The 23,157-nt window shown below is 72.5% G+C and carries 20 protein-coding genes; 16 read left to right on the forward strand and 4 right to left on the reverse strand.

Annotated elements, in window-relative coordinates; genetic code table 11:
* Positions 1–45: 45 nt before the first annotated feature.
* Entirely contained in the window at positions 46–1,518 is a 1,473-nt protein-coding gene (locus tag ACFW6A_RS18045; protein ID WP_351845096.1) for a sodium:solute symporter, read from the reverse strand.
* Positions 1,519–1,680: 162 nt separating this feature from the next.
* Between ACFW6A_RS18045 and ACFW6A_RS18050 the strand changes: the two genes are divergently transcribed.
* Positions 1,681–3,123: a PucR family transcriptional regulator ligand-binding domain-containing protein gene (locus ACFW6A_RS18050; RefSeq protein ID WP_386484043.1), complete on the forward strand. Its 1,443-nt coding sequence runs from the start codon at positions 1,681–1,683 to the stop codon at positions 3,121–3,123.
* A 9-nt stretch (positions 3,124–3,132) separates the two neighbouring features.
* Here ACFW6A_RS18050 and ACFW6A_RS18055 read toward each other — a convergent pair whose 3' ends face one another.
* On the reverse strand, positions 3,133–3,738 hold the full coding sequence (locus ACFW6A_RS18055) for a hypothetical protein (RefSeq protein WP_351845100.1): 606 nt from the start codon (positions 3,736–3,738) through the stop codon (positions 3,133–3,135).
* A gap of 165 nt (positions 3,739–3,903) precedes the next feature.
* On the opposite strand from ACFW6A_RS18055, the gene ACFW6A_RS18060 reads away from it, so the two are divergent.
* The 4 genes from ACFW6A_RS18060 (at position 3,904) to ACFW6A_RS18075 (ending at position 8,123) form a co-directional block, all read left to right on the forward strand.
* Positions 3,904–5,058, forward strand: a complete 1,155-nt coding sequence (locus ACFW6A_RS18060) for a helix-turn-helix transcriptional regulator (RefSeq protein ID WP_351845102.1) — start codon at positions 3,904–3,906, stop codon at positions 5,056–5,058.
* A 71-nt stretch (positions 5,059–5,129) separates the two neighbouring features.
* On the forward strand, positions 5,130–6,287 hold the full coding sequence (locus ACFW6A_RS18065) for an acyl-CoA dehydrogenase family protein (RefSeq protein WP_351845104.1): 1,158 nt from the start codon (positions 5,130–5,132) through the stop codon (positions 6,285–6,287).
* A complete protein-coding gene (locus ACFW6A_RS18070; RefSeq protein ID WP_351845106.1) occupies positions 6,288–7,160 on the forward strand; it encodes an acyl-CoA thioesterase II in 873 nt (290 codons plus the stop codon).
* A 21-nt stretch (positions 7,161–7,181) separates the two neighbouring features.
* On the forward strand, positions 7,182–8,123 hold the full coding sequence (locus ACFW6A_RS18075; RefSeq protein WP_386641430.1) for a cation diffusion facilitator family transporter: 942 nt from the start codon (positions 7,182–7,184) through the stop codon (positions 8,121–8,123).
* Here the strand turns inward: ACFW6A_RS18075 and ACFW6A_RS18080 are convergent.
* Together ACFW6A_RS18080 and ACFW6A_RS18085 are read right to left on the reverse strand one after the other, a co-directional pair.
* Positions 8,120–8,902: a phosphatase gene (locus ACFW6A_RS18080; RefSeq protein ID WP_351845110.1), complete on the reverse strand. Its 783-nt coding sequence runs from the start codon at positions 8,900–8,902 to the stop codon at positions 8,120–8,122. The two genes, ACFW6A_RS18075 and ACFW6A_RS18080, sit on opposite strands and share 4 nt — an antisense overlap.
* Positions 8,903–8,945: 43 nt before the next feature.
* A complete protein-coding gene (locus ACFW6A_RS18085) occupies positions 8,946–9,545 on the reverse strand; it encodes a TetR/AcrR family transcriptional regulator (protein WP_351845112.1) in 600 nt (199 codons plus the stop codon).
* A gap of 86 nt (positions 9,546–9,631) precedes the next feature.
* Here ACFW6A_RS18085 and ACFW6A_RS18090 point away from each other — a divergent pair, with 86 nt between their 5' ends.
* The 11 genes from ACFW6A_RS18090 (at position 9,632) to ACFW6A_RS18140 (ending at position 23,112) form a co-directional block, all read left to right on the forward strand.
* Positions 9,632–11,239, forward strand: coding sequence for a carboxyl transferase domain-containing protein (locus ACFW6A_RS18090; RefSeq protein ID WP_351845114.1), 1,608 nt, complete (start codon positions 9,632–9,634; stop codon positions 11,237–11,239).
* A gap of 11 nt (positions 11,240–11,250) precedes the next feature.
* Positions 11,251–13,185 carry a biotin carboxylase N-terminal domain-containing protein gene (locus ACFW6A_RS18095; protein ID WP_386641433.1) on the forward strand — a complete coding sequence of 645 codons (1,935 nt, stop codon included), beginning with the start codon at positions 11,251–11,253 and terminating at the stop codon, positions 13,183–13,185.
* On the forward strand, positions 13,182–14,117 hold the full coding sequence (locus ACFW6A_RS18100; protein ID WP_351845116.1) for a hydroxymethylglutaryl-CoA lyase: 936 nt from the start codon (positions 13,182–13,184) through the stop codon (positions 14,115–14,117). The genes ACFW6A_RS18095 and ACFW6A_RS18100 overlap by 4 nt, the downstream gene beginning before the upstream one ends.
* A gap of 2 nt (positions 14,118–14,119) precedes the next feature.
* A complete protein-coding gene (locus ACFW6A_RS18105; protein ID WP_351845118.1) occupies positions 14,120–15,280 on the forward strand; it encodes an acyl-CoA dehydrogenase family protein in 1,161 nt (386 codons plus the stop codon).
* Positions 15,281–15,468: 188 nt separating this feature from the next.
* Positions 15,469–16,518 (forward strand): ABC transporter substrate-binding protein, encoded by a 1,050-nt coding sequence (locus ACFW6A_RS18110; protein WP_351845120.1) that lies wholly within the window; start codon positions 15,469–15,471, stop codon positions 16,516–16,518.
* Positions 16,519–16,522: 4 nt separating this feature from the next.
* The gene (locus ACFW6A_RS18115) at positions 16,523–17,392 is read left to right on the forward strand and encodes a siderophore-interacting protein (RefSeq protein WP_351845122.1); all 870 of its coding nucleotides are present in this window, start codon (positions 16,523–16,525) and stop codon (positions 17,390–17,392) included.
* A gap of 143 nt (positions 17,393–17,535) precedes the next feature.
* Positions 17,536–18,975, forward strand: coding sequence for an aspartate aminotransferase family protein (locus tag ACFW6A_RS18120; RefSeq protein WP_351845124.1), 1,440 nt, complete (start codon positions 17,536–17,538; stop codon positions 18,973–18,975).
* On the forward strand, positions 18,962–20,245 hold the full coding sequence (locus ACFW6A_RS18125) for a SidA/IucD/PvdA family monooxygenase (protein WP_351845126.1): 1,284 nt from the start codon (positions 18,962–18,964) through the stop codon (positions 20,243–20,245). The genes ACFW6A_RS18120 and ACFW6A_RS18125 overlap by 14 nt, the downstream gene beginning before the upstream one ends.
* Positions 20,242–20,790, forward strand: coding sequence for a GNAT family N-acetyltransferase (locus ACFW6A_RS18130; protein ID WP_351845128.1), 549 nt, complete (start codon positions 20,242–20,244; stop codon positions 20,788–20,790). The genes ACFW6A_RS18125 and ACFW6A_RS18130 overlap by 4 nt, the downstream gene beginning before the upstream one ends.
* On the forward strand, positions 20,787–22,574 hold the full coding sequence (locus tag ACFW6A_RS18135; RefSeq protein WP_386641438.1) for an IucA/IucC family protein: 1,788 nt from the start codon (positions 20,787–20,789) through the stop codon (positions 22,572–22,574). The genes ACFW6A_RS18130 and ACFW6A_RS18135 overlap by 4 nt, the downstream gene beginning before the upstream one ends.
* 262 nt (positions 22,575–22,836) lie before the next feature.
* Positions 22,837–23,112, forward strand: a complete 276-nt coding sequence (locus ACFW6A_RS18140; protein WP_043224229.1) for a hypothetical protein — start codon at positions 22,837–22,839, stop codon at positions 23,110–23,112.
* Positions 23,113–23,157 lie beyond the last annotated feature (45 nt).

Consider the following 23,157-nt stretch of genomic DNA (forward strand, 5'->3'; position numbering starts at 1 on the left):
GGGTGTTCGGTGGACCGGGCGGCCGGGTCTCGGCCGCCCGGGAGGTCAGACGACGGCGCCGGCGGCGGCCGGCTCCGGGGCTTCGGCGGACTCCCGGCCCGCGAGGCGGGCCCGCCAGTGGGCGAGGACGGCCTCGTCGGTGGGGCGGGTGGCGAGGGAGACGACCACGTAGGCGGCGAGGGAGGCGAGCAGGCCGAAGTAGATGGGCTGGTTCGCGAGGATCCCGTAGGCCGCCATCAGGCCGACGACGGTGAGGCCGCCGGCGGCGATGGCCGCGAGGGCGCCCTGGACGGTGCCGCGCTTCCACAGCAGGCCGCCGAGGATGGGCACGAGGAGGCCGCCGACGAGCAGGTTGTAGGCGACGGTGAGGGCCTGGACGACGTCGTTGAGGGCGATGGCGATGAGGATGACGCCGACGCCCATGACGAGGATGAAGACGCGGTTGCCCTTGACCTCGTCGTGGTCGTCCTGGGCCTGCGGCTCCTTGGCGAGTCCGCGCAGCCGGGACCAGATGTCGTTGTTGGCGACGGTGGCGCAGGCGATGAGGGCGCCGGAGGAGGTCGACATGACGGCGGCGAGCGCGGCGGCGAGGACGAGGCCGCGGACGCCCATGGGCAGCTCGTCCTTGACGATGGTCGCGAAGGCGGCGTCGGCGGAGGGCAGGTTCGGGTACATGACCTTGGCGGCGGTGCCGATGACGGCGCCGGCGATCGCGTAGGCCAGGCAGTAGGTGCCGGCGACGGTGCCGCCCCACTTGGCGACCTTGTCGGTGCGGGCGGTGAAGACCCGCTGCCAGATGTCCTGTCCGATGAGCATGCCGAAGGTGTAGATCAGCACGTAGGTGAAGATCGTCTCGCCGCCGATGCCGAGGGGCTCGAAGTACGCGGTGGGCAGGGCGGCCTTCATCTCGGCGAAGCCGCCGGCCTTGACGACGGCGATCGGCAGCAGCAGGAGCAGCACGCCGATGGTCTTCACGACGAACTGCACCATGTCGGTGATGGTGATGGACCACATGCCGCCGAGCGTCGAGTAGGCGACGACGATGGTGCCGCCGAGGACGATGGCGACCGTGCGGGGCAGGTCGAAGAGGACGTCGAAGATGGTGGCGTAGGCGATCGTCGAGGTGACGGCGAGCATGAGGGTGTAGGCCCACATGACGACGCCGGAGATCATGCCCGCGCGGCCGCCGTAGCGGAGGTCCAGCATCTCGGAGACGGTGTAGACCTTCAGCCGGGCGATGCGGGCGGAGAAGAAGACGCTGAGGGCGAGGAGCCCGAGGCCGATGGTGACGACCATCCAGGCGCCGGAGAGGCCGTACTTGTAGCCGAGGCCGACGCCGCCGATGGTGGAGGCGCCGCCGAGGACGATCGCCGCCATGGTGCCGGAGTACATCCAGGGGCCGAGGCGCCGACCGGCGACCAGGAACTCGCTCTTGGACTTGGCGCGGCGCATGCCCCACCAGCCCATGGCGAGCATGCCGGCCAAGTACAGGACGATCACTGTGTAGTCGACGGCCATGGGGCCCTCCTTCGCGCACCTCGGTGGCGTGTCGTGCGGGGAATGGGTGCCCAGGGGTGTTCGCGGGGACATCCGCCCGTACCCGTGACCCTGGATCCCTCGACAGTAGGTGGCCGGAAAGCGACGATGAAGTGTACGTTTCCTCCACTGTAGGGGCGGGGGATGTACGAAGGGTCCATGGCCATGAACGCGGCGCGCGAAGCCTCCACGACCCCTCCCGTGCCCCGGGTCACCCTCGCGGCGCTGCTCGGCCGCAGGGAGCTGGGGCTGCGGCTGCTGGCCGGCCCGGACGACGTGGCCCTGCACTGGGTGCACACCTCGGAGATGGCCGACCCGTATCCGTATCTGCTCGGCGGCGAGCTGCTGCTGACGGCGGGCGTGCAGCTGACGGATCCGGCGCGGTACGTGGAGCGGGTGGTGGAGGCGGGCGCGGCGGCGCTCGGCTTCGGCGTGACGCCGGTGTACGACACGGTGCCGGCGGAGCTGGTGGAGGCGTGCGTCCGGCACGGGCTGCCGCTGATCGAGGTGCCGCCGCGGACGCCCTTCACGGCGGTGGCCCGGGCGCTGTGGCGGCTGATGGCGGAGGCCAGGCTGTACGAGCTGCGCCGGGTGACGGAGGCGCAGCAGTCGCTGGCGACGGCCGCCGCCCGCCCGGCGCCGGTCCCGGCGGTGCTGGGCGCGCTGGCGTCCCGGCTGGGCGGCCGGGCGGTGCTGTACGGCGCGGACGGCACGGAGTGGGCGGCGGCCGGCCGGGAGCTGCCGCCGGAGGCCGCGCGGGCGCTGGCGGACCTCGCCGGAGTGGTCGGCCCCCGGCCGGGCGGCCCGGCGTCGGCGAGCGGCGAGGGCGGCGGGCGGCGGCTCGCGGCGTACGCGCTGGGCGGCGGCGACGGGCTCGCGCTCGGGGTGGCGACGGAGCGGCGCGACCCCGGCGACCACACGGTCGCCGGGGTGGCGGTGGTGCTGCTGTCGCTGCTGACCGCCCCCTCCCGGGCCGGCGACGTGTCGGCCCGGGACGGCGCGCTGACCCGGCTGCTGCTCGGCGCCCCCGCGGCGGAGGCGGCCGCCGCCCTCTCCCCCGGCCCGTGGACGGTGGTGCACGCCCGGGGCGGCGACGGCACCCCCTTCGCGGCGGCGTCGCTGGCGGCCGAGCTGGGCACGGAGCTGGTGGACGCGGGGCCGACGGTACGGCTCCTGCTGGCGCCGGGCGCGGCGGCGACGGCCCGGCCCGGCTGGACGCTCGGGGTGAGCGCCCCCGCCGAGGCGTCCGCGCTGCCGGCGGCCGACGCCCAGGCGGCGCGGGCCCTGCGGCGGGCGGAGGCGACCCGGGCGCCGCTGGTGCGCCACCGGGCGAACGGCCTCGCCGGGCTCGTCGACCCGGCGGAGGCCGCCGCCCACGCGCGCGTGCTGCTCGCCCCCCTCAGCGAGCCGCAGGCCGAGACCCTGCGCACGTGGCTCTCCCTGCACGGCAGCTGGGACCGCACGGCCGCGGCGCTGGGCGTCCACCGCAACACGGTCCGCCAGCGGATCGCCCGCTGCGCGGTCCTCCTGGACCGCGACCTGGACGACGCGGACGTGCGGATGGAGCTGTGGTTCGCGCTCCGGTAGCGGCCGGCCTCAGTAGAGCTTGTTCACCGCCGTCTTCGTCGTCGTCCTGAAGCCGGTCAGCGGGGCGTCCGCGAGGTCGCCCATCTGGCCCCAGCGGACGAGGGTGACGGTGCGGCCGTCGCGGCCGACGGAGAAGAGGTGGATGTCGGTGGTCCCGACCTGCGGGTCGGCGGTGTCCAGGCTGTAGACCCAGGCGCCCTCCTCGACGGCGAGCTTGCCGTGGTAGGCGCTGACGGCGTGCAGGCCCGGGTTCTGCCGCTCCAGGAGGGGGCCGCAGCCGGCGAGGGCCTTGCGGAGGGTGTCGACCAGCTTCACGGCGTCGGCCTCGGTGCGGGCGACGGTGGTGACCTGGACGCCGTTGGTGTCGAGCTCGGTGCTGAACTCGCGGTAGCGGGTGTTCTGCGCCGGGATCTTGTACGGGGCGCAGAGGACGCCGCCGTTCTCGGGCACGCCGGGGAAGACCTGGGTGGCGGTCCAGGGCGTCGACGACGGCGGCATCTGGGAGGCGGAGAGGAAGGCGGGCTGGGCGGCGGCCTGCGCCGGGGCGGCGGCGAGGGCGGCGAGGCCCAGGGCGGCAGCGGCGGCGGTGGCGAGCGCGGTACGGAGCCTGTTCATGGCGGTGGATCCCCCGTGGGTCGTTCGGTCGGGTGCTGACACCAGACTCGGCCCGTCGGCGGGCGTCGGCAACGGTGACGCGCCCACCACCCGTCCCGGAACCATTCCACCCCCCGTGACGTGGGAGGACGTGAAGGTGTGGGACGCCGAGGGCAGGGGGACGGAATGCCGAAGGACGCCGCCGTCGAGGAGTTCGCGCGGCTCGTGCGGGAGGTGAAGGCGCGGGACGGGCGGAGTTACGAGGCGCTCGGCCGCCGTCTGAGCGTCAGCGCGTCCACGCTCCACCGCTACTGCTCGGGCGTGACCGTCCCGGAGGACTTCGCCGTCGTCGACCGTCTGGCGGTGCTGTGCGGCGCGGACGGCGGGCAGCGGCGGGCCCTGGAGGAGGCGTGGTCCCGCGCGGCCCGCACCCGACGCCCCCCGGAGCCGGAGCCGGTCCATGAGCCGGAACCGGTCCCGGAACCGGTCCCGGAGCCGGTGTCGGCGCCCGTCCCGGTGCGAGAGCCGGGGGCGGCGGCGGCCGGGTCCGCCGGCGACCCGGCGGGCCTCCCGTCCGTGCCGGGGCGCCGGCGGTGGGGGCGGGTGGGCCTGATCGGCGGGGCGCTGGCGGTCGTGGGGGCGGTGACGCTCGGAGTCGTACTCCTTCCCGGGAAGGAGCGGGAGCCGGCCGCACCGCCGCCTCCGCCGCTGGCCTGGACCGTCGCCTCGCACCTCTGGTCGAACGGGTGCGGGCACACCTACCTCGCGGAGCGGACGCCCGCTCCCCCGCCGGAGCCGGCCGACGCACGCCGGTGGGCGGCGGCCGCGGGGGCGGTGCACGGCGGGGAGACGCTGGTGCGGGTGTCGGTGCAGGGGAAGGGGGCGTCGGCGGTGGTGCTCCAGGGGCTGCACGTGCGGGTGGTGGAGCGGGGCGCGCCGCCGGCGTGGTCGGCGTACCGGATGGACGACGGGTGCGGCGGGGCGGTGACGCCGCGCCGTTTCGAGGTGGACCTGGACCGGCCGAGGCCGGTTGCCCGGCCCGTGGACGGGTACGACGCCTCCGGGCAGGAGGGCCGGACGCTGCCGGCGGTCTCCTTCCCGTACGCGGTCTCGGCGGCCGATCCGGAAGAGCTGCTGGTCTCGGCGCGCACGGCGGGCTGCGACTGCCGCTGGTTCCTGGAGCTGGAGTGGAGCGCGGAGGGGCGGAGCGGGACGGTGCGGATCGGGGACGAGGACGGATCACCCTTCCGGACGAGCGGGACGGAGGGCCGGCCCGTATACGGGTACGACTCCACGGGACGGGCCTGGATCACAGCCCCGGAGTCTGGACAGAGTGGTTGACCGCTGGGTAACTTCGACCGTGACAGGCTGAGCAAGCGCTTAGACAACTGGCAGCGATGAGGAGGCGGCTCGTGCGCCGTACCGTATTCAACGAGGACCACGAGGCGTTCCGGGAGACCATCCGGGCCTTCATCGAGGCCGAGGTCGTGCCGGTCTACGACGAGTGGTTCGCGGCCGGCCAGGCGCCGCGCGACTTCTACTACAAGCTCGGCGAGCTGGGCGTCTTCGGCATCAACGTGCCGGAGGAGTTCGGCGGCGCCGGTCTCGACACCCACAAGTTCGAGGCCGTCCTCTACGAGGAGACCTCCCGCGCCGGCGTGCAGTTCGGCGGCTCCGGTGTGCACGTGCTGCTCGCCCTGCCGTACATCAAGATGCTCGCCACCGACGACCAGAAGAAGCGCTACCTGCCGAAGTTCGTCTCCGGCGAGGAGATGTGGGCGCTGGCGATGACCGAGCCGGGCACCGGCTCCGACGTCGCGGGCATGAAGACCACCGCCAAGCTCTCCGAGGACGGCACCCACTACGTCCTCAACGGCGCCAAGACCTTCATCACCGGCGGCGTCCACGCCGACCGCGTGATCGTCTGCGCCCGCACCTCCGCCCCGTCGGCCGAGGACCGCCGCTTCGGCATCTCCCTCTTCGCCGTCGACACCAAGTCCGAGGGCTACTCCATCGGCCGCAAGCTCGACAAGCTCGGCCTGAAGACCTCCGACACCGCCGAGCTCGCCTTCGTCGACGTCAAGGTCCCCGTCGAGGACCTGCTCGGCGAGGAGGGCAAGGGCTTCTCCTACCTCGGCCACAACCTCGCCTCCGAGCGCTGGGGCATCGCCTTCGGCGCCTACGCCCAGGCCAAGGCCGCCGTCCGCTTCGCCAAGCAGTACGTGCAGGAGCGCACCGTCTTCGGCAAGCCGGTCGCGCACTTCCAGAACACCAAGTTCGAGCTGGCCGCCTGCCAGGCCGAGGTGGACGCCGCCGAGGCCGTCGCCGACCGCGCCCTGGAGGCCCTGGACGCGGGCGAGCTGACCCCGGCCGAGGCCGCCTCCGCCAAGCTCTTCTGCACCGAGGTCGCCCACCGCGTCATCGACCGCTGCCTCCAGCTGCACGGCGGCTACGGCTACATGAACGAGTACCCGATCGCCCGCCTGTACGCGGACAACCGCGTCAACCGCATCTACGGCGGCACCAGCGAGATCATGAAGTCGATCATCGCGAAGAGCATGGGCCTGTAAGTGCCCGAAGCGCCTTCCGCACTGGATGACCTGCTCGCCCTGCTCGACCTGGAGCGGATCGAGCAGGACATCTTCCGGGGACAGTCCCGGTCCGCGATCGTCCCCCGCGTCTTCGGCGGCCAGGTGGCCGCCCAGGCGCTGGTGGCGGCGGGCCGGACCGTCCCCGCCGACCGGCTCGCCCACTCCCTGCACGCCTACTTCCTGGTGCCGGGCGACCCGGGCGCGCCGATCGTCTACGAGGTCGACCGGATCCGCGACGGCCGCTCCTTCACCACCCGGCGGGTCGTCGCGATCCAGCACGGGCAGCCGATCTTCCACCTCTCCGCCTCCTTCCAGGCGCACGAGGAGGGGCTCGACCACCAGGACGCGATGCCGGACGCGCCCGACCCGGAATCGCTGCCGACCGCCGAGGAGATGCTCCCCCGGCACCTGCCGGAGGGCGTGGCCCGCCGGCTCGTCGAGGCCCGCGCCGCCGTCGACCTGCGGTACGCCGAGACCCCGCCGTGGGGCACGGTCGGGGAGCCGCGCGCACCGCGCTCGCAGGTGTGGTTCCGCACCAACGGCAAGCTGGCCGACGACCCCCTGCTGCACGTCGTCCTCGCCACCTACGTCTCCGACATGACGCTGCTCGACTCGGTGCTGCTCGCCCACGGGCGGGGCGGCTGGGCCGTCGGCGACGTGGTGGGCGCCTCGCTCGACCACGCCATGTGGTTCCACCGGCCCTTCCGGGCCGACGAGTGGCTGCTCTACGACCAGGAGTCGCCGTCCTCCTCCGGCGGACGCGGCCTCGGCCGGGCCGGGATCTGGACCCGGGACGGACGGCTGGCGATCTCCGTCATCCAGGAGGGTGTCGTTCGCGTCCCGCGCCGCTGACCGGACATACCGTCCGATGTCATGACGGACGGGACGGATGTCAAGGACGGGAACGGCGAGAGCACCTTCACGGTGCTCGTGGCGGCGGGCGCGAACCTCGGGATCGCGGTCGCCAAGGCCGTCGCCGGTGTCATCAGCGGATCGAGCGCGATGCTGTCGGAGGCCGCCCACTCGGTCGCCGACACCGTCACCGAGGTCATGCTGCTCACCGCGCTCAAGCGGAGCGAGAAGCCCGCCGACGAGGACCACCCGGTCGGACACGCGGGCGAGCGGTACGTGTGGGCGATGCTCGCCGCCGTCGCCACCTTCGTCGGCGGCGCCGTCTTCTCGGTCTACGACGGCATCCACACCCTCACCCACGGCGAGGAGCTCGGCGACCCGCTGGTCTCCTACGTCGTGCTCGGCGTCTCCTTCGTCCTGGAGGCCTTCTCCCTGCGGACCGGCGTCAAGCAGGTCAAGGCCGAGGCGGAGCGGATGCGGGCGCCCTTCGCCGCGTACCTGCGGCTCACCCCCGACACCACCGTCAAGGCGGTCGTCATGGAGGACTCCGCCGCCCTCGCCGGCCTGATGCTCGCCGCCGGCGGCCTCCTCGGCGGCCAGCTCACGGGCTCCGGCGTCTGGGACGGCGTCGCCTCGATCCTCATCGGCTGCCTGCTCGTCTACGTGGCCTGGGTCCTGGGCCGGGCCAACGCCCAGCTCCTCATCGGCCGCCCGCTGCCGCGCGCGATGCGGGCGGAGGTGCGGGAGGAGCTGCTCGGCGTCGCGCACGTGGTGGGCGTCCTGGACCTGATCACCCTGATCCAGGGCCCCGGCGAGGTCCTGATCGCCGCGAAGGTCGACTTCCGGGACGTGGTGACGGCCGCCGAGGTGGAGCGGGCCTGCGAGCAGGCGGAGGCGCGGCTGCGGGCCCGCTTCCCGTCGGTGCGCCGGGTCTACCTGGACCCGACGCCGGGCCCGTCCTAGCCGAGCAGCCCGGCGGCGCCGAGCAGGTACGCGGTCACCGGCTCGTAGAAGCGCGGGTCCACGACGTGGTCGTCCAGGGGGACGGTGACCTTCATCGTCCCCTCCGCCTCGGCGACGAAGAGCGCCGGGTCGTTGCAGTCCGCGTAGCCGACGGAGTCGATGCCGCGCTGGGCGGCGCGGCCGGCCCAGCCGTGGTCGGCGACGACGAGGTCGGGCACGGCCTCGCCGAGCAGGGCGAGGCCGTCGAGGATCGCGTTCATCGGCTCCGGGGAGTGGGTGTGCCAGAGGCTGGCGCCGCGCTCGAAGACGGCGACGTCCGCGAACTGCACGACGTACCCCTCGTCGGCGGTCAGCCCGCCCGGGATCCGCACGATGTCGCAGCCCTGCGCCCGCAGGGCGGCGGCGACCCGGCCGTGGGCGTCGATCAGCGCGCCCGGGTGCCCGGTCGCGAAGAGCACCCGCTGCCGGCCCGCGGCGGCCTCCTTGAGCCGGGCCGCCATCCGGTCCAGGGCGTCGACGGTCAGCTCGGGGTCGATGGTGTCCTGGCCGGTGCGGTGGGCCGGGTCGTCGACGACCCCGCAGCGCTCGGCCATGACGGCCAGCACGTCCTGCTCGTCCGTCCACCGGTCGCCGAACTCCAGGCCGAACCAGTAGTGCCGGTCGCCGTTGGCGAGCTTCCGGTAGTGGTCCAGGTTGTTCTCGCGGGGCGTGGCCACGTCCCCCGCGATGCGGCTGCGGAGGAGGTGCTCGACGAGGGCGTCACGGCTGAGTATCGGCATGCGCAACATTCTGCCGCGCCCGCTCCCCCGCCGGGGCGGTGTCTCAGGGGGCCGGGGCGTCCAGGGCGCCGAGCGCGCCGTGGGCCAGGTTCCTCAGGAGGTGCTCCAGGGCGGGGCGGGCCAGCGGGGTGCGCAGGTGGGGGGTGGAGTTGAGGAGGCCGAAGACGGCGTGGACGGCGGCCCTGGCCTCGGGCTCGCCGGCCGCCGGGTGGAGGGCCCGGACGACCTCCACCCACAGTTCGACGTACTGGCGCTGGAGCTGGCGGACCCGCTTGCGGTCCTCGTCCTTGAGGCGGTCGAGCTCGCGGTCGTGGAGGGTGATCAGCGGGCGGTCGTCGAGGGCGAAGTCGATGTGGCCGTCGACGAGGGCGGCCAGCAGGGCCGCCGGGTCGCCGTCCGCCTCGGCGGCCCGCAGCCGTCCGCCCGCGAGCAGCCGCTCGCTGATGCCGACGAGCAGCTCCGCGAGCATCGCGTCCTTGCCGGGGAAGTGGCGGTAGAGGCCGGGACCGCTGATGCCGACGGCGGCTCCTATCTCGTCGACGCCGACGCCGTGGAACCCCCGCTCGGCGAAGAGGCGGGCGGCCTCCTTGAGGATCTGCTCGCGGCGGGTCGGCGCGTCCATCCGCGTCGGGCTGGTGGTCATGCCCCAATCCTAGACAACGCGGTTAGCGCTCGTTAACCTGAGCGCCGTACGTTAACGCTCATTAACCGGACAAGGGAGATCGGTCGATGCAGCAGGCACCTGTGCTGTCGAGTGCGGCGGATCCCGCCTCGGCCGCCTGGCGGGCCAACGAGGCGGCGCACCGGGAGCTCTCCGAGACCCTCCGCGCCAAGCTGGCGGAGGCCGCGCTCGGGGGCGGTGAGAAGTCCCGCGCCCGGCACACCGCGCGCGGGAAGCTGCTGCCGCGCGACCGGGTGGACACCCTCCTGGACCCGGGCTCGCCGTTCCTGGAGCTGGCGCCGCTCGCGGCGAACGGGATGTACGGCGGCCAGGCCCCGGCCGCCGGCGTGATCGCGGGCATCGGCCGGGTCTCCGGCCGCGAGTGCGTGATCGTCGCCAACGACGCCACGGTCAAGGGCGGCACCTACTACCCGATGACCGTGAAGAAGCACCTGCGGGCCCAGGAGGTGGCGCTCGACAACCGCCTCCCCTGCCTCTACCTGGTCGACTCCGGCGGCGCCTTCCTGCCGATGCAGGACGAGGTCTTCCCGGACCGCGAGCACTTCGGCCGGATCTTCTACAACCAGGCCCGCATGTCGGGCGCCGGGATCCCGCAGATCGCGGCCGTCATGGGCTCCTGCACGGCCGGCGGCGCGTACGTCCCGGCGATGAGCGACGAGGCCGTGATCGTCCGGAACCAGGGCACGATCTTCCTCGGCGGCCCGCCGCTGGTGAAGGCCGCCACCGGCGAGGTCGTCACGGCCGAGGAGCTGGGCGGCGGCGAGGTGCACTCCCGGATCTCCGGCGTCACCGACCACCTCGCCGAGGACGACGCGCACGCCCTCAGGATCGTCCGGAACATCGTGGCGACCCTCCCCGAGCGGGGTCCGCTGCCGTGGAAGGTCGAGCCCGTCGAGGAGCCGAAGGTCGACCCGTACGGGCTGTACGGCGCGGTCCCGGTCGACTCCCGCACCCCGTACGACGTGCGCGAGGTCATCGCCCGGGTGGTGGACGGCTCCCGCTTCCAGGAGTTCAAGTCCGAGTACGGGCAGACCCTGGTCACCGGCTTCGCCCGGATCCACGGCCACCCGGTCGGCATCGTCGCCAACAACGGCATCCTGTTCGCCGAGTCCGCCCAGAAGGGTGCGCACTTCATCGAGCTGTGCGACCAGCGCGGCATCCCGCTGGTCTTCCTCCAGAACATCACCGGCTTCATGGTCGGCAAGGCGTACGAGCACGGCGGCATCGCCAAGCACGGCGCCAAGATGGTGACGGCGGTCGCCACCACCCGCGTCCCGAAGCTGACGGTCGTCGTCGGCGGCTCCTTCGGCGCGGGCAACTACTCGATGTGCGGCCGGGCCTACTCCCCCCGCTTCCTGTGGATGTGGCCCAACGCCAAGATCTCCGTCATGGGCGGCGAGCAGGCCGCCTCGGTCCTCGCCACCGTCAAGCGCGACCAGCTCGGCGACGCCTGGAGCGCCCAGGAGGAGGAGACCTTCAAGGCGCCGATCCGCGAGCAGTACGAGACCCAGGGCAGCGCCTACTACGCGACCGCCCGCCTCTGGGACGACGGCGTGATCGACCCGCTGGAGACCCGGCAGGTGCTGGGCCTCGCGCTGACCGCCTGTGCCAACGCGCCCCTGGGTGACCCCCAGTTCGGCGTCTTCCGGATGTGAGGACCCTGACGATGCAGCAGATGTTCGACACCGTCCTCGTCGCCAACCGGGGCGAGATCGCGGTCCGCGTCATCCGCACCCTGCGGGCGCTCGGCGTCCGCTCGGTCGCGGTGTACAGCGACGCCGACGCCGATGCCCGGCACGTGCGGGAGGCGGACACGGCGGTACGGATCGGGCCCGCGCCGGCCTCGGAGTCGTACCTCTCCGTCCCCGCCCTGCTCGACGCGGCCCGCCGCACCGGCGCGCAGGCCGTCCACCCCGGCTACGGCTTCCTCGCGGAGAACGCGGCCTTCGCCCGCGCCTGCGCCGAGGCCGGCCTCGTCTTCATCGGCCCCTCCGCCGAGGCCATCGCCCTCATGGGCGACAAGATCCGGGCCAAGGAGACCGTGAGGGCGGCGGGCGTGCCCGTCGTCCCCGGCGACGCCGACCCCCGGGTGGCCGAGGCCGCGCGGGAGATGGGCCCGCCCGTCCTGCTGAAGCCCAGCGCGGGCGGCGGCGGCAAGGGCATGCGCCTGGTGCGGGACCTGGCGGTCCTGGACGAGGAGATCGCGGCGGCCCGCCGCGAGGCCCGGGCCTCCTTCGGCGACGACACGCTCCTGGTGGAGCGGTGGATCGACCGGCCCCGGCACATCGAGATCCAGGTCCTGGCCGACGCCCACGGGAACGTGGTGCACCTCGGCGAGCGCGAGTGCTCGCTCCAGCGCCGCCACCAGAAGATCATCGAGGAGGCGCCCAGCGTGCTCCTCGACGGGGCGACCCGCGCCGCGATGGGCGCGGCGGCGGTGGAGGCGGCCCGGTCCTGCGGCTACGTCGGCGCGGGCACGGTCGAGTTCATCGTGCCGGGCGGCGACCCGTCCGCGTACTACTTCATGGAGATGAACACCCGCCTCCAGGTCGAGCACCCGGTGACCGAGCTGATCACGGGCCTGGACCTGGTGGAGTGGCAGCTGCGGGTGGCGGCCGGCGAGCCGCTCTCCTTCGGCCAGGACGACGTCCGCCTCGACGGCTGGGCGGTCGAGGCCCGGATCTGCGCGGAGGACCCCTCCCGCGGCTTCCTGCCGTCCGGCGGCACGGTCCTCGCCCTCCACGAGCCCTCGGGCGACGGCGTACGCACCGACTCCGGCCTCCTCGAAGGCACCGAGGTCTCCTCGCTGTACGACCCGATGCTGTCGAAGGTCATCGTCCACGCGGCCGACCGCCCGACGGCCCTGCGCAAGCTCCGCGCGGCCCTGGCGGAGCTGACCACCCTCGGCGTCCCCACCAACGCGGGCTTCCTGCGCCGGCTCCTCGCCCACCCGGACGTGGTCTCCGGCGCCATGGACACCGGCCTGGTGGAACGGGACGCGGAGTCGCTGGTCCCCCGGGGCGTGCCGGACGAGGTGTACGCGGCGGCGGCGGCCGTACGAGGCGCGGAGCTGGCCCCGGAGCCGCGCGGCGGCTGGGCGGACCCCTTCGACGCGCCGACCGGCTGGCGGCTCGGCGGCACGCCGAAGCCCCTCGCCTTCCCGCTGCGGGCGGCGGGCGGCGAACCCGTCACGGTCGAGGCGCCCGGCGGCGCGCGCGTGACGGACCGTTCGGTCACCGTCACAGTCGACGGGGTCGTCCACTCCTTCCGCCGGGCCGGCGCCTGGCTCGGCCGGGACGGCGACTCCTGGCACGTCGTGGACCACGACCCGGTGGCCGCCGCGCTCTCCGGGGCACGGCACGGCGGGGCGGACACGCTCGCCGCGCCGATGCCCGGCACCGTCACCGTCGTCAAGGTCGCGGTCGGGGACGAGGTGGAGGCCGGACAGAGCCTGCTGGTGGTGGAGGCGATGAAGATGGAGCACGTCATCTCCGCCCCGCACGCCGGCACCGTCACCGAACTCGACGTCACGCCCGGCACGACCGTCGCCATGGACCAGGTCCTGGCGGTCGTCACCCCCCGCGAGGAGGCCCCGGAATGACCGGCCTGCCCATGACCGTCCCCGACCCGGCGCTGCCCGCCCGGGTCCGGATCCACGAGGTCGGCCCCCGGGACGGGCTGCAGAACGAGAAGACGGCCGTCCCGACCGAGGTCAAGGCGGAGTTCATCCGGCGGCTCGCCGCCGCCGGGCTCTCCACCGTCGAGGCGACCAGCTTCGTGCACCCCCGGTGGGTGCCCCAACTGGCCGACGCCGAGACGCTGTTCCCCCTCGTCAACGGCCTTCCGGTACGCCTCCCGGTCCTGGTGCCGAACAAGCGCGGCCTCGACCGGGCGCTCGCGCTCGGCGCCCGCGAGGTCGCCGTCTTCGCCTCCGCTACGGAGTCCTTCGCCAAGGCGAACCTCAACCGGACCATCGACGAGGCGCTCGCCATGTTCGAGCCGGTCGTCATCCGGGCCATAGAGGCCGGCCTCAAGGTCCGCGGCTACCTGTCGATGTGCTTCGGCGACCCGTGGGAGGGCGCCGTCCCGGTCGAGCAGACCGTCCGCGTCACCAAGGCGCTCGCCGACATGGGCTGCGACGAGCTGAGCCTCGGCGACACCATCGGCGTCGCCACCCCCGGGCACGTCCAGGCGCTCCTGACCGCCCTGAACGGGGCCGGGGTGCCCACCTCCCGCCTCGCCGTGCACTTCCACGACACCTACGGGCAGGCGCTCTCCAACACGCTGGCCGCGCTGCGGCACGGCGTGACCACCGTGGACGCCTCCGCGGGCGGCCTCGGCGGCTGCCCCTACGCCAAGTCCGCCACCGGCAACCTCGCCACCGAGGACCTGGTGTGGATGCTCGACGGCCTCGGCATCGAGACCGGGGTCGACCTGGCCGCCCTCACCGCCACGAGCGGGTGGATGGCCGAACAGCTGGGCCGCCCGAGCCCGTCCCGCACCGTCCGCGCCCTCTCCCACAAGGAGTCCTGAGCATGTCCCTCGACCACCGGCTCTCCGCAGAGCACGAGGAACTCCGCCGCACCGTCGAGGCGTTCGCCCACGACGTGGTGGCGCCGAAGATCGGCGACCACTACGAGCGGCACGAGTTCCCGTACGAGATCGTCGCCGAGATGGGCCGCATGGGCCTCTTCGGCCTGCCGTTCCCGGAGGAGTACGGCGGCATGGGCGGCGACTACCTCGCCCTCGGCATCGCCCTGGAGGAGCTGGCCCGCGTCGACTCCTCCGTCGCCATCACCCTGGAGGCGGGCGTCTCGCTCGGCGCGATGCCGCTGCACCTGTTCGGCACCGAGGAGCAGAAGCGCGCCTGGCTGCCGAAGCTGTGCGCGGGCGAGATGCTCGGCGCCTTCGGCCTGACCGAGCCGGGCGCCGGCTCGGACGCGGGCGGCACCCGCACCACCGCCGTCCGGGACGGCGACCACTGGGTCATCAACGGCTCGAAGTGCTTCATCACCAACTCCGGCACGGACATCACCGGTCTGGTGACGGTCACCGCGGTCACCGGCCGCAAGCCCGACGGACGGCCGCTGATCTCCTCGATCATCGTCCCCTCCGGCACCCCCGGCTTCACCGTCGCCGCCCCCTACTCCAAGGTCGGCTGGAACGCCTCGGACACCCGCGAGCTCTCCTTCGACGACGTCCGCGTCCCGGTGGAGAACCTCCTCGGCGAGGAGGGCCGCGGCTACGCCCAGTTCCTCCGCATCCTCGACGAGGGCCGCGTCGCCATCGCCGCGCTGGCCACGGGCCTCGCCCAGGGCTGCGTCGACGAGTCGGTGAAGTACGCGAAGGAACGGCACGCCTTCGGCCGCGCGATCGGCGACAACCAGGCCATCCAGTTCAAGATCGCCGACATGGAGACCCGCGCCCACATGGCCCGCATCGGCTGGCGCGACGCCGCCTCGCGCCTGGTCCTGGGCGAGCCCTTCAAGAAGGAGGCGGCGATCGCGAAGCTGTACTCCTCCACGGTGGCCGTCGACAACGCCCGCGAGGCGACCCAGATCCACGGCGGCTACGGCTTCATGAACGAGTACCCGGTGGCCCGCATGTGGCGCGACTCGAAGATCCTGGAGATCGGCGAGGGCACCAGCGAGGTCCAGCGCATGCTGATCGCCCGCGAACTGGGCTTCACCGCCTGACCCGTTCGTGTCCCGCGCGCCCGTCGCCCCCTCGCGGGGCGGCGGGCGCCGCCGTGCCGGGGCACGGGCCGTGACCGCAATGTGACGCAGCCCTCGGGGACCCGGATCTGTTGATCCGTGTGAGGTTAGGCTAACCTCACATCGACTTGCCCAGGCCGACCCCGGCACGTACCGAAAGCGACCCCGCCATGCCCAGCAACGCCCGAGCCACCTCCCTCACCCGCCGCGGCATCCTCGCCGCGGGCGGCGCCCTCGGGCTCGGCGCCGTGCTCGCCGCCTGCGGCGACGGCGACAAGGGGAAGGACGCGAGCCCCTCCGCTTCGGCCAAGGCCGGCTCCTGGGAGTTCAAGGACGACCGCGGCCAGACCGTGAAGACCAAGGCGGTCCCGAAGAACATCGTCGCCTTCACCGGCACGGCCGCCGCCCTCAAGGACTTCGGCGTCGAGGTCACCGGCGTCTTCGGCCCGACCTACGTCGAGGACCCCAAGACCAAGGCGAAGAAGCCCGACGTCCAGGCCGGCGACCTCGACATCACCAAGGTCAAGGTCATCGGCAACGTCTGGGGCGAGTTCAACATCGAGGAGTACCTCAAGCTCCAGCCCGAGGTCCTCATCACCGACATGTGGGAGAAGGACGCCCTCTGGTACGTGCCGGAGGAGCAGAAGGCCAAGATCCTGAAGATCGCGCCCAGCGTCGCCCTGTGGGCCGCCGGCAAGTCGATGCCGTCCGTCCTCCAGCGCCACGCCGACCTGGCCGCCTCGCTGGGCGCCGACGTGAACAGCGAGCGGGTCAAGAAGGACAAGGCCCGCTTCGAGGCCGCCGCCGAGCGCCTGCGCAAGGTCGCCCAGGGCAAGAAGGACATCAAGGTCCTCATCGGCTCCGGCGCCCCGGACACCTTCTACGTCTCCACCCCGGTCCGTCCGACCGACACGCTCTTCTTCCAGGAGCTGGGCCTCAACATCGTCACCCCGAAGAAGCTGGACCCGTCCGGCTGGTTCGAGCTCCTCAGCTGGGAGAACGTCGACGCCTACGCGGCCGACGTCATCCTCCTCGACAACCGCACCGGCACCCTCCAGCCGGAGCAGCTCAAGGCCAAGCCGACCTGGGCCGCGCTGCCCGCCGTCAAGGCCGGCCAGGTCTTCCCGCGCGTGACCGAGCCCGTCTACTCCTACGCCAAGTGCGCCCCCCTCCTGGAGGACCTGGCCACCGCCCTGGAGAACGCGAAGAAGGTGTCCTGACCCGATGACGAACGCCGAGACCGCCCCGTTCCAGTTCTTCTCCCTCCAGGTCGACCGGACGCGGCGGCTCGGCCCGTCGCTGGTCCGCGTCACCTTCACCGGGGAGGACCTCAAGGGCTTCGCCGCCGGCGGGCGCGACCAGTCCCTCTCCCTCTTCCTGCCGCACCCCGGCCAGGAGGCCCCCGTCCTGCCGCCGCTGGACGACCCGGACATGTACGCGATCCTGGGCGCCTGGCGGGCCATGCCCGACGACGTGCGGGCCGTGATGCGCTCGTACACCGTCCGCGAGCAGCGCACCGAACCCCACGAGGTCGACATCGACTTCGCCGTCCACGAGGACGGCGGGCCGGCCTGCCGCTGGGCGCAGCACGCGAAGCCCGGCGACCGGGTGGTCGTGCTCGGTCCCGCGGTCGCCGACAACACCGGGGTCCGCTTCCGGCTGCCGGAGGGCGCCGACTCGGTGCTGATCTGGGCGGACGAGACGGCGCTGCCCGCCGCCTCCGCGATCCTGGAGTGGCTGCCGGCCGAGACCCGGGCCCGGGTCTTCCTCGAAGTGCCCTACTCCGGCGACCGGATGGAGCTGTCGACGGAGGCGGACGCCACCGTCACCTGGCTCGTGCGGGAGGAGGGCGCGCCCTCCGGCCCGGAGGCGGTCGCGGGCGCGGAGCTGCCCGGGGAGTCGCCGTACGTGTGGATCGCGGGCGAGTCCGGCGCGGTGAAGGCGCTGCGGCGGCACTTCGTGCGCGAGCGCGGGCTCGACCGGCGCCGGGTGACCTTCGTGGGCTACTGGCGCAAGGGCCTGTCCGAGGACGCCCTGCGCGAGGTGCCGGACGAGGCGACGCAGGACGCGGAGCGGGACGCGTCCTCCACGTAGCCGACGCGATTCGGCCATTCGGCACACGGCCCCCCAATCTTCACCGATCGGGGGGCCGTTGTCATGCAAAATTAGGTTAGGCTAACCTTACTTAAGCACCACGGTTGCGTGTTCCGCGTCCCCGTCCCGGAAGGGTCCCCCACATGCGTTCGCACCTGCTCAACGACACGACGGCGGAGAGCTACCGACGCTCCGTCACCGAAGGAGTCGAGCGGGTGGCGAGGAAACTCGCCACGACGCGCGGCCCGTTCACCGGCGTCACGCCCGCCGAACTGGCGCCCGTGATCGACGCCGTGGACCTCGACCGCCCCCTCGGTGACGCCTCCGCCGCCCTCGACGAGCTGGAGGACGTCTACCTCCGCGACGCGGTCTACTTCCACCACCCGCGCTACCTGGGCCACCTCAACTGCCCGGTCGTCATCCCCGCCGTCCTCGGCGAGGCCGTCCTCTCGGCGGTCAACTCCTCCCTGGACACCTGGGACCAGTCCGCCGGCGGCACCCTCATCGAGCGCAAGCTCATCGACTGGACCGCCGCCCGCATCGGCCTCGGCCCCCTGGCCGACGGCGTCTTCACCAGCGGCGGCACCCAGTCCAACCTCCAGGCACTGCTGCTCGCCCGCGAGGAGGCCGGCACCGCCGACCCGTCGAAGCTCCGGATCTTCTCCTCCGAGTGCAGCCACTTCTCCGTCCAGAAGTCGGCCACCCTCCTCGGCCTCGGCCGCGAGTCGGTCATCTCCATCCCGGTCGACCGGAACAAGCGGATGCAGTCCGTCGTCCTCGCCGCCGAGCTGGAGACCTGCCGCGCCGAGGGCCTCGTCCCGATGGCCGTCGTCGCCACCGCCGGCACCACCGACTTCGGCTCCATCGACCCGCTGCCCGAGATCGCCACCCTCGCCGAGGAGTACGGCGCCTGGATGCACGTCGACGCCGCCTACGGCTGCGGACTGCTCGCCTCGCTGAAGCGCCGCCACCTCCTCGACGGCATCGAGCGCGCCGACTCGGTCACCGTCGACTACCACAAGTCCTTCTTCCAGCCGGTGAGTTCCTCCGCGATCCTGGTCCGCGACCGGGCCGCCCTGCGCCACGCCACCTACCACGCGGACTACCTCAACCCGCTCCGCACGGTCGCCGAGCAGATCCCCAACCAGGTCGACAAGTCCCTCCAGACCACCCGCCGCTTCGACGCCCTCAAACTGTGGATGACCCTCCGCGTCATGGGCGCCGACGGCGTCGGCGAGCTCTTCGACGAGGTCTGCGACCTGGCCGCCGCCGGATACGACCTGATCGCCGCCGACCCCCGCTACGACGTGGTCGTGGAGCCGCAGCTGTCCACCCTCGTCTACCGCTACGTCCCCGACGCCGTCACCTCGCCCGCCGAGATCGACCGGGCCAACCTCTACGCCCGCAAGGCGCTCTTCGCCTCGGGCGAGGCCGTCGTCGCCGGCACCAAGGTCGACGGCCGCCAGTACCTCAAGTTCACCTTGCTCAACCCCGAGACCACGGTCGCCGACATCGCCGCCGTCCTCGATCTGATAGCCGGCCACGCCGAGCAGTACCTGGGAGAGAACCTTGTCCACGCCTGAGAACGCCGGGATCCACGACTTCATCGGCATCGGGCTCGGTCCCTTCAACCTGGGCCTCGCCTGCCTGACCGAGCCGATCGCCGAACTGGACGGCCTCTTCCTGGAGTCCAAGCCGGACTTCGAGTGGCACTCGGGGATGTTCCTCGAAGGCGCCCACCTCCAGACGCCGTTCATGTCGGACCTGGTCACCCTCGCCGACCCGACCTCGCCGTACTCCTTCCTCAACTACCTGAAGGAGAAGGGCCGGCTGTACTCGTTCTACATCCGCGAGAACTTCTACCCGCTGCGCGCCGAGTACAACGACTACTGCCGGTGGGCGGCGGGCAAGGTCACCTCGATCCGCTTCTCCACCACCGTCTCCTCCGTCGCCTACGACGAGGCCGGCGAGGTGTACGTCGTCACCACCGAGGCCGGAGAAACGTTCCGGTCCCGCCGGATCGTCCTCGGCACCGGCACCCCGCCGTACCTCCCCGACCCCTGCCGGGAGCTGGGCGGCGACCTGATCCACAACTCGCGCTACGTGCCGAACAAGGAAGCCCTCCAGCGCAAGAAGTCGATCACGATCGTCGGCAGCGGCCAGTCCGCCGCCGAGATCTACCACGACCTCCTGTCGGAGATCGACGTCCACGGCTACCGGCTCAACTGGGTGACCCGCTCCCCGCGCTTCTTCCCGCTGGAGTACACCAAGCTCACCCTGGAGATGACCTCGCCCGAGTACGTGGACTACTTCCACGCGCTCCCCGAGGAGACCCGCTACCGCCTGGAGACCCAGCAGAAGGGCCTCTTCAAGGGCATCAACGGCGACCTCATCGACGGCATCTTCGACCTGCTCTACCAGAAGAACTTCGCCGGTCCCGTCCCCACCCGGCTCCTCACCAACTCCGCGCTGCACACCGCCTCGTACGACGAGACGGCCGGCACGTACACCCTCGGCTTCCGCCAGGAGGAGCAGGAGAAGGAGTACGAGATCGAGACCGAGGGCCTGATCCTCGCCACCGGCTACAAGTACGCCGTCCCCGCCTTCCTGGAACCGCTGAGGGACCGCCTGCGCTTCGACGGCCAGGGCCGCTTCGACGTCGCCCGCAACTACGCGGTCGACACCACCGGCCGCGAGGTCTTCCTCCAGAACGCCGGCGTCCACACCCACTCGATCACCTCGCCCGACCTGGGCATGGGGGCGTACCGCAACGCCTACATCATCGGGGAGATGCTGGGTTCCGAGTACTACCCCGTCGAGAAGACCATCGCGTTCCAGGAGTTTTCCGTATGACCGCCCCCGCCACCCCCGCCGTCGAGATCCGCCCGCTCGATCCCCTCAAGGACGCGGAGCTGATCCACCCCTGGGTCACTCACCCCAAGGCCGCCTTCTGGATGATGCAGGACGCCAAGCTCCAGGACGTCGAGCGCGCCTACATGGAGATCGCCGCCCACCCGCACCACGACGCCTTCCTCGGCCTCGTCGACGGCGAGCCCGCCTTCCTCATGGAGCGGTACGACCCCGCGCGGGTCGAGCTGGTCGGGCTCTACGAGCCGCTCCCCGGCGACGTCGGCATGCACTTCCTCGTCGCCCCCACCGACACCCCGGTGCACGGCTTCACCCGCCTGGTGATCACCGCCGTGATGCGCGAGCTGTTCGCCGACCCGGCGACCGCCCGCGTGGTCGTCGAGCCCGACGTCCGCAACACGGCCGTCCACGCGCTCAACGAGGCCGTCGGCTTCGTGCCCGAGCGGGCCATCCGGAAGCCGGAGAAGGAAGCCCTGCTGAGCTTCTGCACCCGTGCCCAGTTCGAGACCGCCGTCGGAGCCGCGATATGAGCCGCCTGGACGCCACCGACCCGGTCGCGCACCTCACGCCCGAGCGCTGGGCAGACGCCAACCGCGCGCTGATCCGCAAGGGCCTCGCCGAGTTCGCCCACGAGCGGCTGCTGAACCCGCAGGAGCTGGGCGAGTCCCGCTACCGGGTGATCGGCGACGACGGCGCCACCGAGTACCGCTTCACCGCGGACCGCTTCGCCCTCGACCACTGGCAGGTCTACCCCGAGTCGATCAGCCGGCACCGGGGCGACGAGCAGCTGCCGCTGGACGCCCTCCAGTTCATCACCGAACTGCGCGGCTCGCTCGGCCTGAGCGACGAGATCCTCCCGGTCTACCTGGAGGAGATCTCCTCCACCCTGGCCGGCACCGCCTACAAGGCGACCAAGCCGCGGGTGTCGGCCGCCGAGCTGGCCCGCGCGGACTTCCAGGCCATCGAGACCGGGATGACCGAGGGCCACCCCTGCTTCGTCGCCAACAACGGCCGCCTCGGCTTCGGCGTCGACGAGTACCGCGCCTACGCCCCCGAGGCCGCGAGCCCCGTCCACCTGGTGTGGCTGGCCGCCCACCGCGACCGGGCCGCCTTCACGGCCGGCGCGGGCATCGAGTACGAGACCTTCATCCGCGCCGAGCTGGGCGACGCGGCCGTGGACCGCTTCCACGGCGTCCTCACCGCGCGCGGCCTCGACCCGGCCGACTACCTCCTCATGCCGGCCCACCCCTGGCAGTGGTGGAACAAACTGTCGGTGACCTTCGCCGCCGAGGTGGCGCAGCAGCGCCTGGTGTACCTCGGCGAGGGCGAGGACGCCTACCTCGCGCAGCAGTCGATCCGCACCTTCTTCAACACCGCCGACCCGGCCAAGCACTACGTGAAGACCGCCCTGTCGGTCCTCAACATGGGCTTCATGCGCGGCCTCTCGGCGGCCTACATGGAGGCCACGCCGGCCATCAACGACTGGCTGGCGCAGCTGATCGAGTCGGACTCCGTCCTCGAGGCGGCCCGCTTCTCGATCATCCGGGAGCGCGCGGCGGCCGGCTACCGGCACCTGGAGTACGAGGCCGCCACGGACCGCTACTCGCCCTACCGGAAGATGCTGGCCGCGCTGTGGCGCGAGTCGCCGGTGGAGCGGCTGGCGGACGGCGAGCGGCTCGCGACGATGGCCTCGCTGCTGCACGTCGACCACGCGGGCGCGTCCTTCGCGGGCGCGCTGATCAAGGAGTCCGGGCTGGAGCCGGAGGCCTGGCTGCGGAAGTACCTCGACGCCTACCTCCTGCCGGTGCTGCACTGCTTCTACGCCTACGACCTGGTCTACATGCCGCACGGCGAGAACGTGATCCTGGTCCTGGACGAGCGGGGCGCGGTCGACCGGGCGGTCTTCAAGGACATCGCCGAGGAGATCTGCGTCATGGACCCGGACGCGGTCCTGCCGCCGGCGGTGGAGCGGATCCGCGCCGACGTGCCCGAGTCCATGAAGCTCCTGTCGGTCTTCACGGACGTCTTCGACTGCTTCTTCCGCTTCCTGGGCGCGACCCTGGCGGCGGAGGGCGTGCTCGGCGAGGACGCCTTCTGGCGGACGGTCGCGGAGTGCGTGAAGGGTTACCAGGAGTCGAAGCCGGAGCTGGCGGACCGCTTCGCGCAGTACGACATGTTCGCGGAGACCTTCGCGCTCTCCGCGCTCAACCGCCTCCAGCTGCGCAACAACAAGCAGATGGTCGACCTGGCGGACCCCTCGGGCGCCCTCCAGCTCGTCGGCGACCTGGTGAACCCGATCGCCCGTTTCGCCTGACGGGCACGGCGCCCTCCCGGCGCCCCGGACCGGTGCGAGCCCCGGCGGAGTACGGTCCTCCGCCGGGGCTCGCACCCGTGCGGCCCCCTGGGGGCCGGGCCCCCTTCCCCTTCTCCGCGGGGACGGACGACGAGCGCCCACGCCCCGCACCGCCGCCAAGGTCTGGACCAACACCCCCTTCCAGGCCGTTGATCATGCGGCGCCTGCCCGATTTCGGGCAGGATTCTTGCGGGAACCGGGGAGGACCCCTCAATATTCATGGGTGCTCGAACGCCGCCCGACCCACGACGACCTCATCGACCACCTGGTCCGAAGTACCGCGCTCCAGCGCGGTGAGGCCGCCCGGGTGGTGCTCGACGTGCTGGCGTACTTCGACGAGACGACCGAGGAGTTCGTCCGCCGCCGCCACCGCGAGCTGCAGTCCGGCGGAGCGGTGAACGCGGAGATCTTCGAACGGATCTCGGCCGAACTGCCGCACCGCGCCGTCGCGCCGCCGGAGCTCTCGCTCCGGCAGCTGCGCCGGATCGTCTACGGCTAGTCCGGCCACCGTCTCCACGACGGAACGGCACCGTCTTTCACCAAC

This window comes from Streptomyces sp. NPDC058758 (assembly GCF_042746075.1).
Taxonomy (GTDB): domain Bacteria; phylum Actinomycetota; class Actinomycetes; order Streptomycetales; family Streptomycetaceae; genus Streptomyces.

Coding starts and splice junctions, on each gene's coding strand:
- ACFW6A_RS18075 (WP_386641430.1), top strand. CDS start 7,182: ATGACGGACGGGACGGATGTCAAGGACGGGAACGGCGAGAGCACCTTC.
- ACFW6A_RS18130 (WP_351845128.1), top strand. CDS start 20,242: ATGACCGCCCCCGCCACCCCCGCCGTCGAGATCCGCCCGCTCGATCCC.
- ACFW6A_RS18085 (WP_351845112.1), bottom strand. CDS start 9,545: ATGACCACCAGCCCGACGCGGATGGACGCGCCGACCCGCCGCGAGCAG.
- ACFW6A_RS18090 (WP_351845114.1), top strand. CDS start 9,632: ATGCAGCAGGCACCTGTGCTGTCGAGTGCGGCGGATCCCGCCTCGGCC.
- ACFW6A_RS18045 (WP_351845096.1), bottom strand. CDS start 1,518: ATGGCCGTCGACTACACAGTGATCGTCCTGTACTTGGCCGGCATGCTC.
- ACFW6A_RS18120 (WP_351845124.1), top strand. CDS start 17,536: ATGCGTTCGCACCTGCTCAACGACACGACGGCGGAGAGCTACCGACGC.
- ACFW6A_RS18115 (WP_351845122.1), top strand. CDS start 16,523: ATGACGAACGCCGAGACCGCCCCGTTCCAGTTCTTCTCCCTCCAGGTC.
- ACFW6A_RS18060 (WP_351845102.1), top strand. CDS start 3,904: ATGCCGAAGGACGCCGCCGTCGAGGAGTTCGCGCGGCTCGTGCGGGAG.
- ACFW6A_RS18135 (WP_386641438.1), top strand. CDS start 20,787: ATGAGCCGCCTGGACGCCACCGACCCGGTCGCGCACCTCACGCCCGAG.
- ACFW6A_RS18100 (WP_351845116.1), top strand. CDS start 13,182: ATGACCGGCCTGCCCATGACCGTCCCCGACCCGGCGCTGCCCGCCCGG.
- ACFW6A_RS18080 (WP_351845110.1), bottom strand. CDS start 8,902: ATGCCGATACTCAGCCGTGACGCCCTCGTCGAGCACCTCCTCCGCAGC.
- ACFW6A_RS18105 (WP_351845118.1), top strand. CDS start 14,120: ATGTCCCTCGACCACCGGCTCTCCGCAGAGCACGAGGAACTCCGCCGC.
- ACFW6A_RS18050 (WP_386484043.1), top strand. CDS start 1,681: ATGTACGAAGGGTCCATGGCCATGAACGCGGCGCGCGAAGCCTCCACG.
- ACFW6A_RS18055 (WP_351845100.1), bottom strand. CDS start 3,738: ATGAACAGGCTCCGTACCGCGCTCGCCACCGCCGCCGCTGCCGCCCTG.
- ACFW6A_RS18110 (WP_351845120.1), top strand. CDS start 15,469: ATGCCCAGCAACGCCCGAGCCACCTCCCTCACCCGCCGCGGCATCCTC.
- ACFW6A_RS18095 (WP_386641433.1), top strand. CDS start 11,251: ATGCAGCAGATGTTCGACACCGTCCTCGTCGCCAACCGGGGCGAGATC.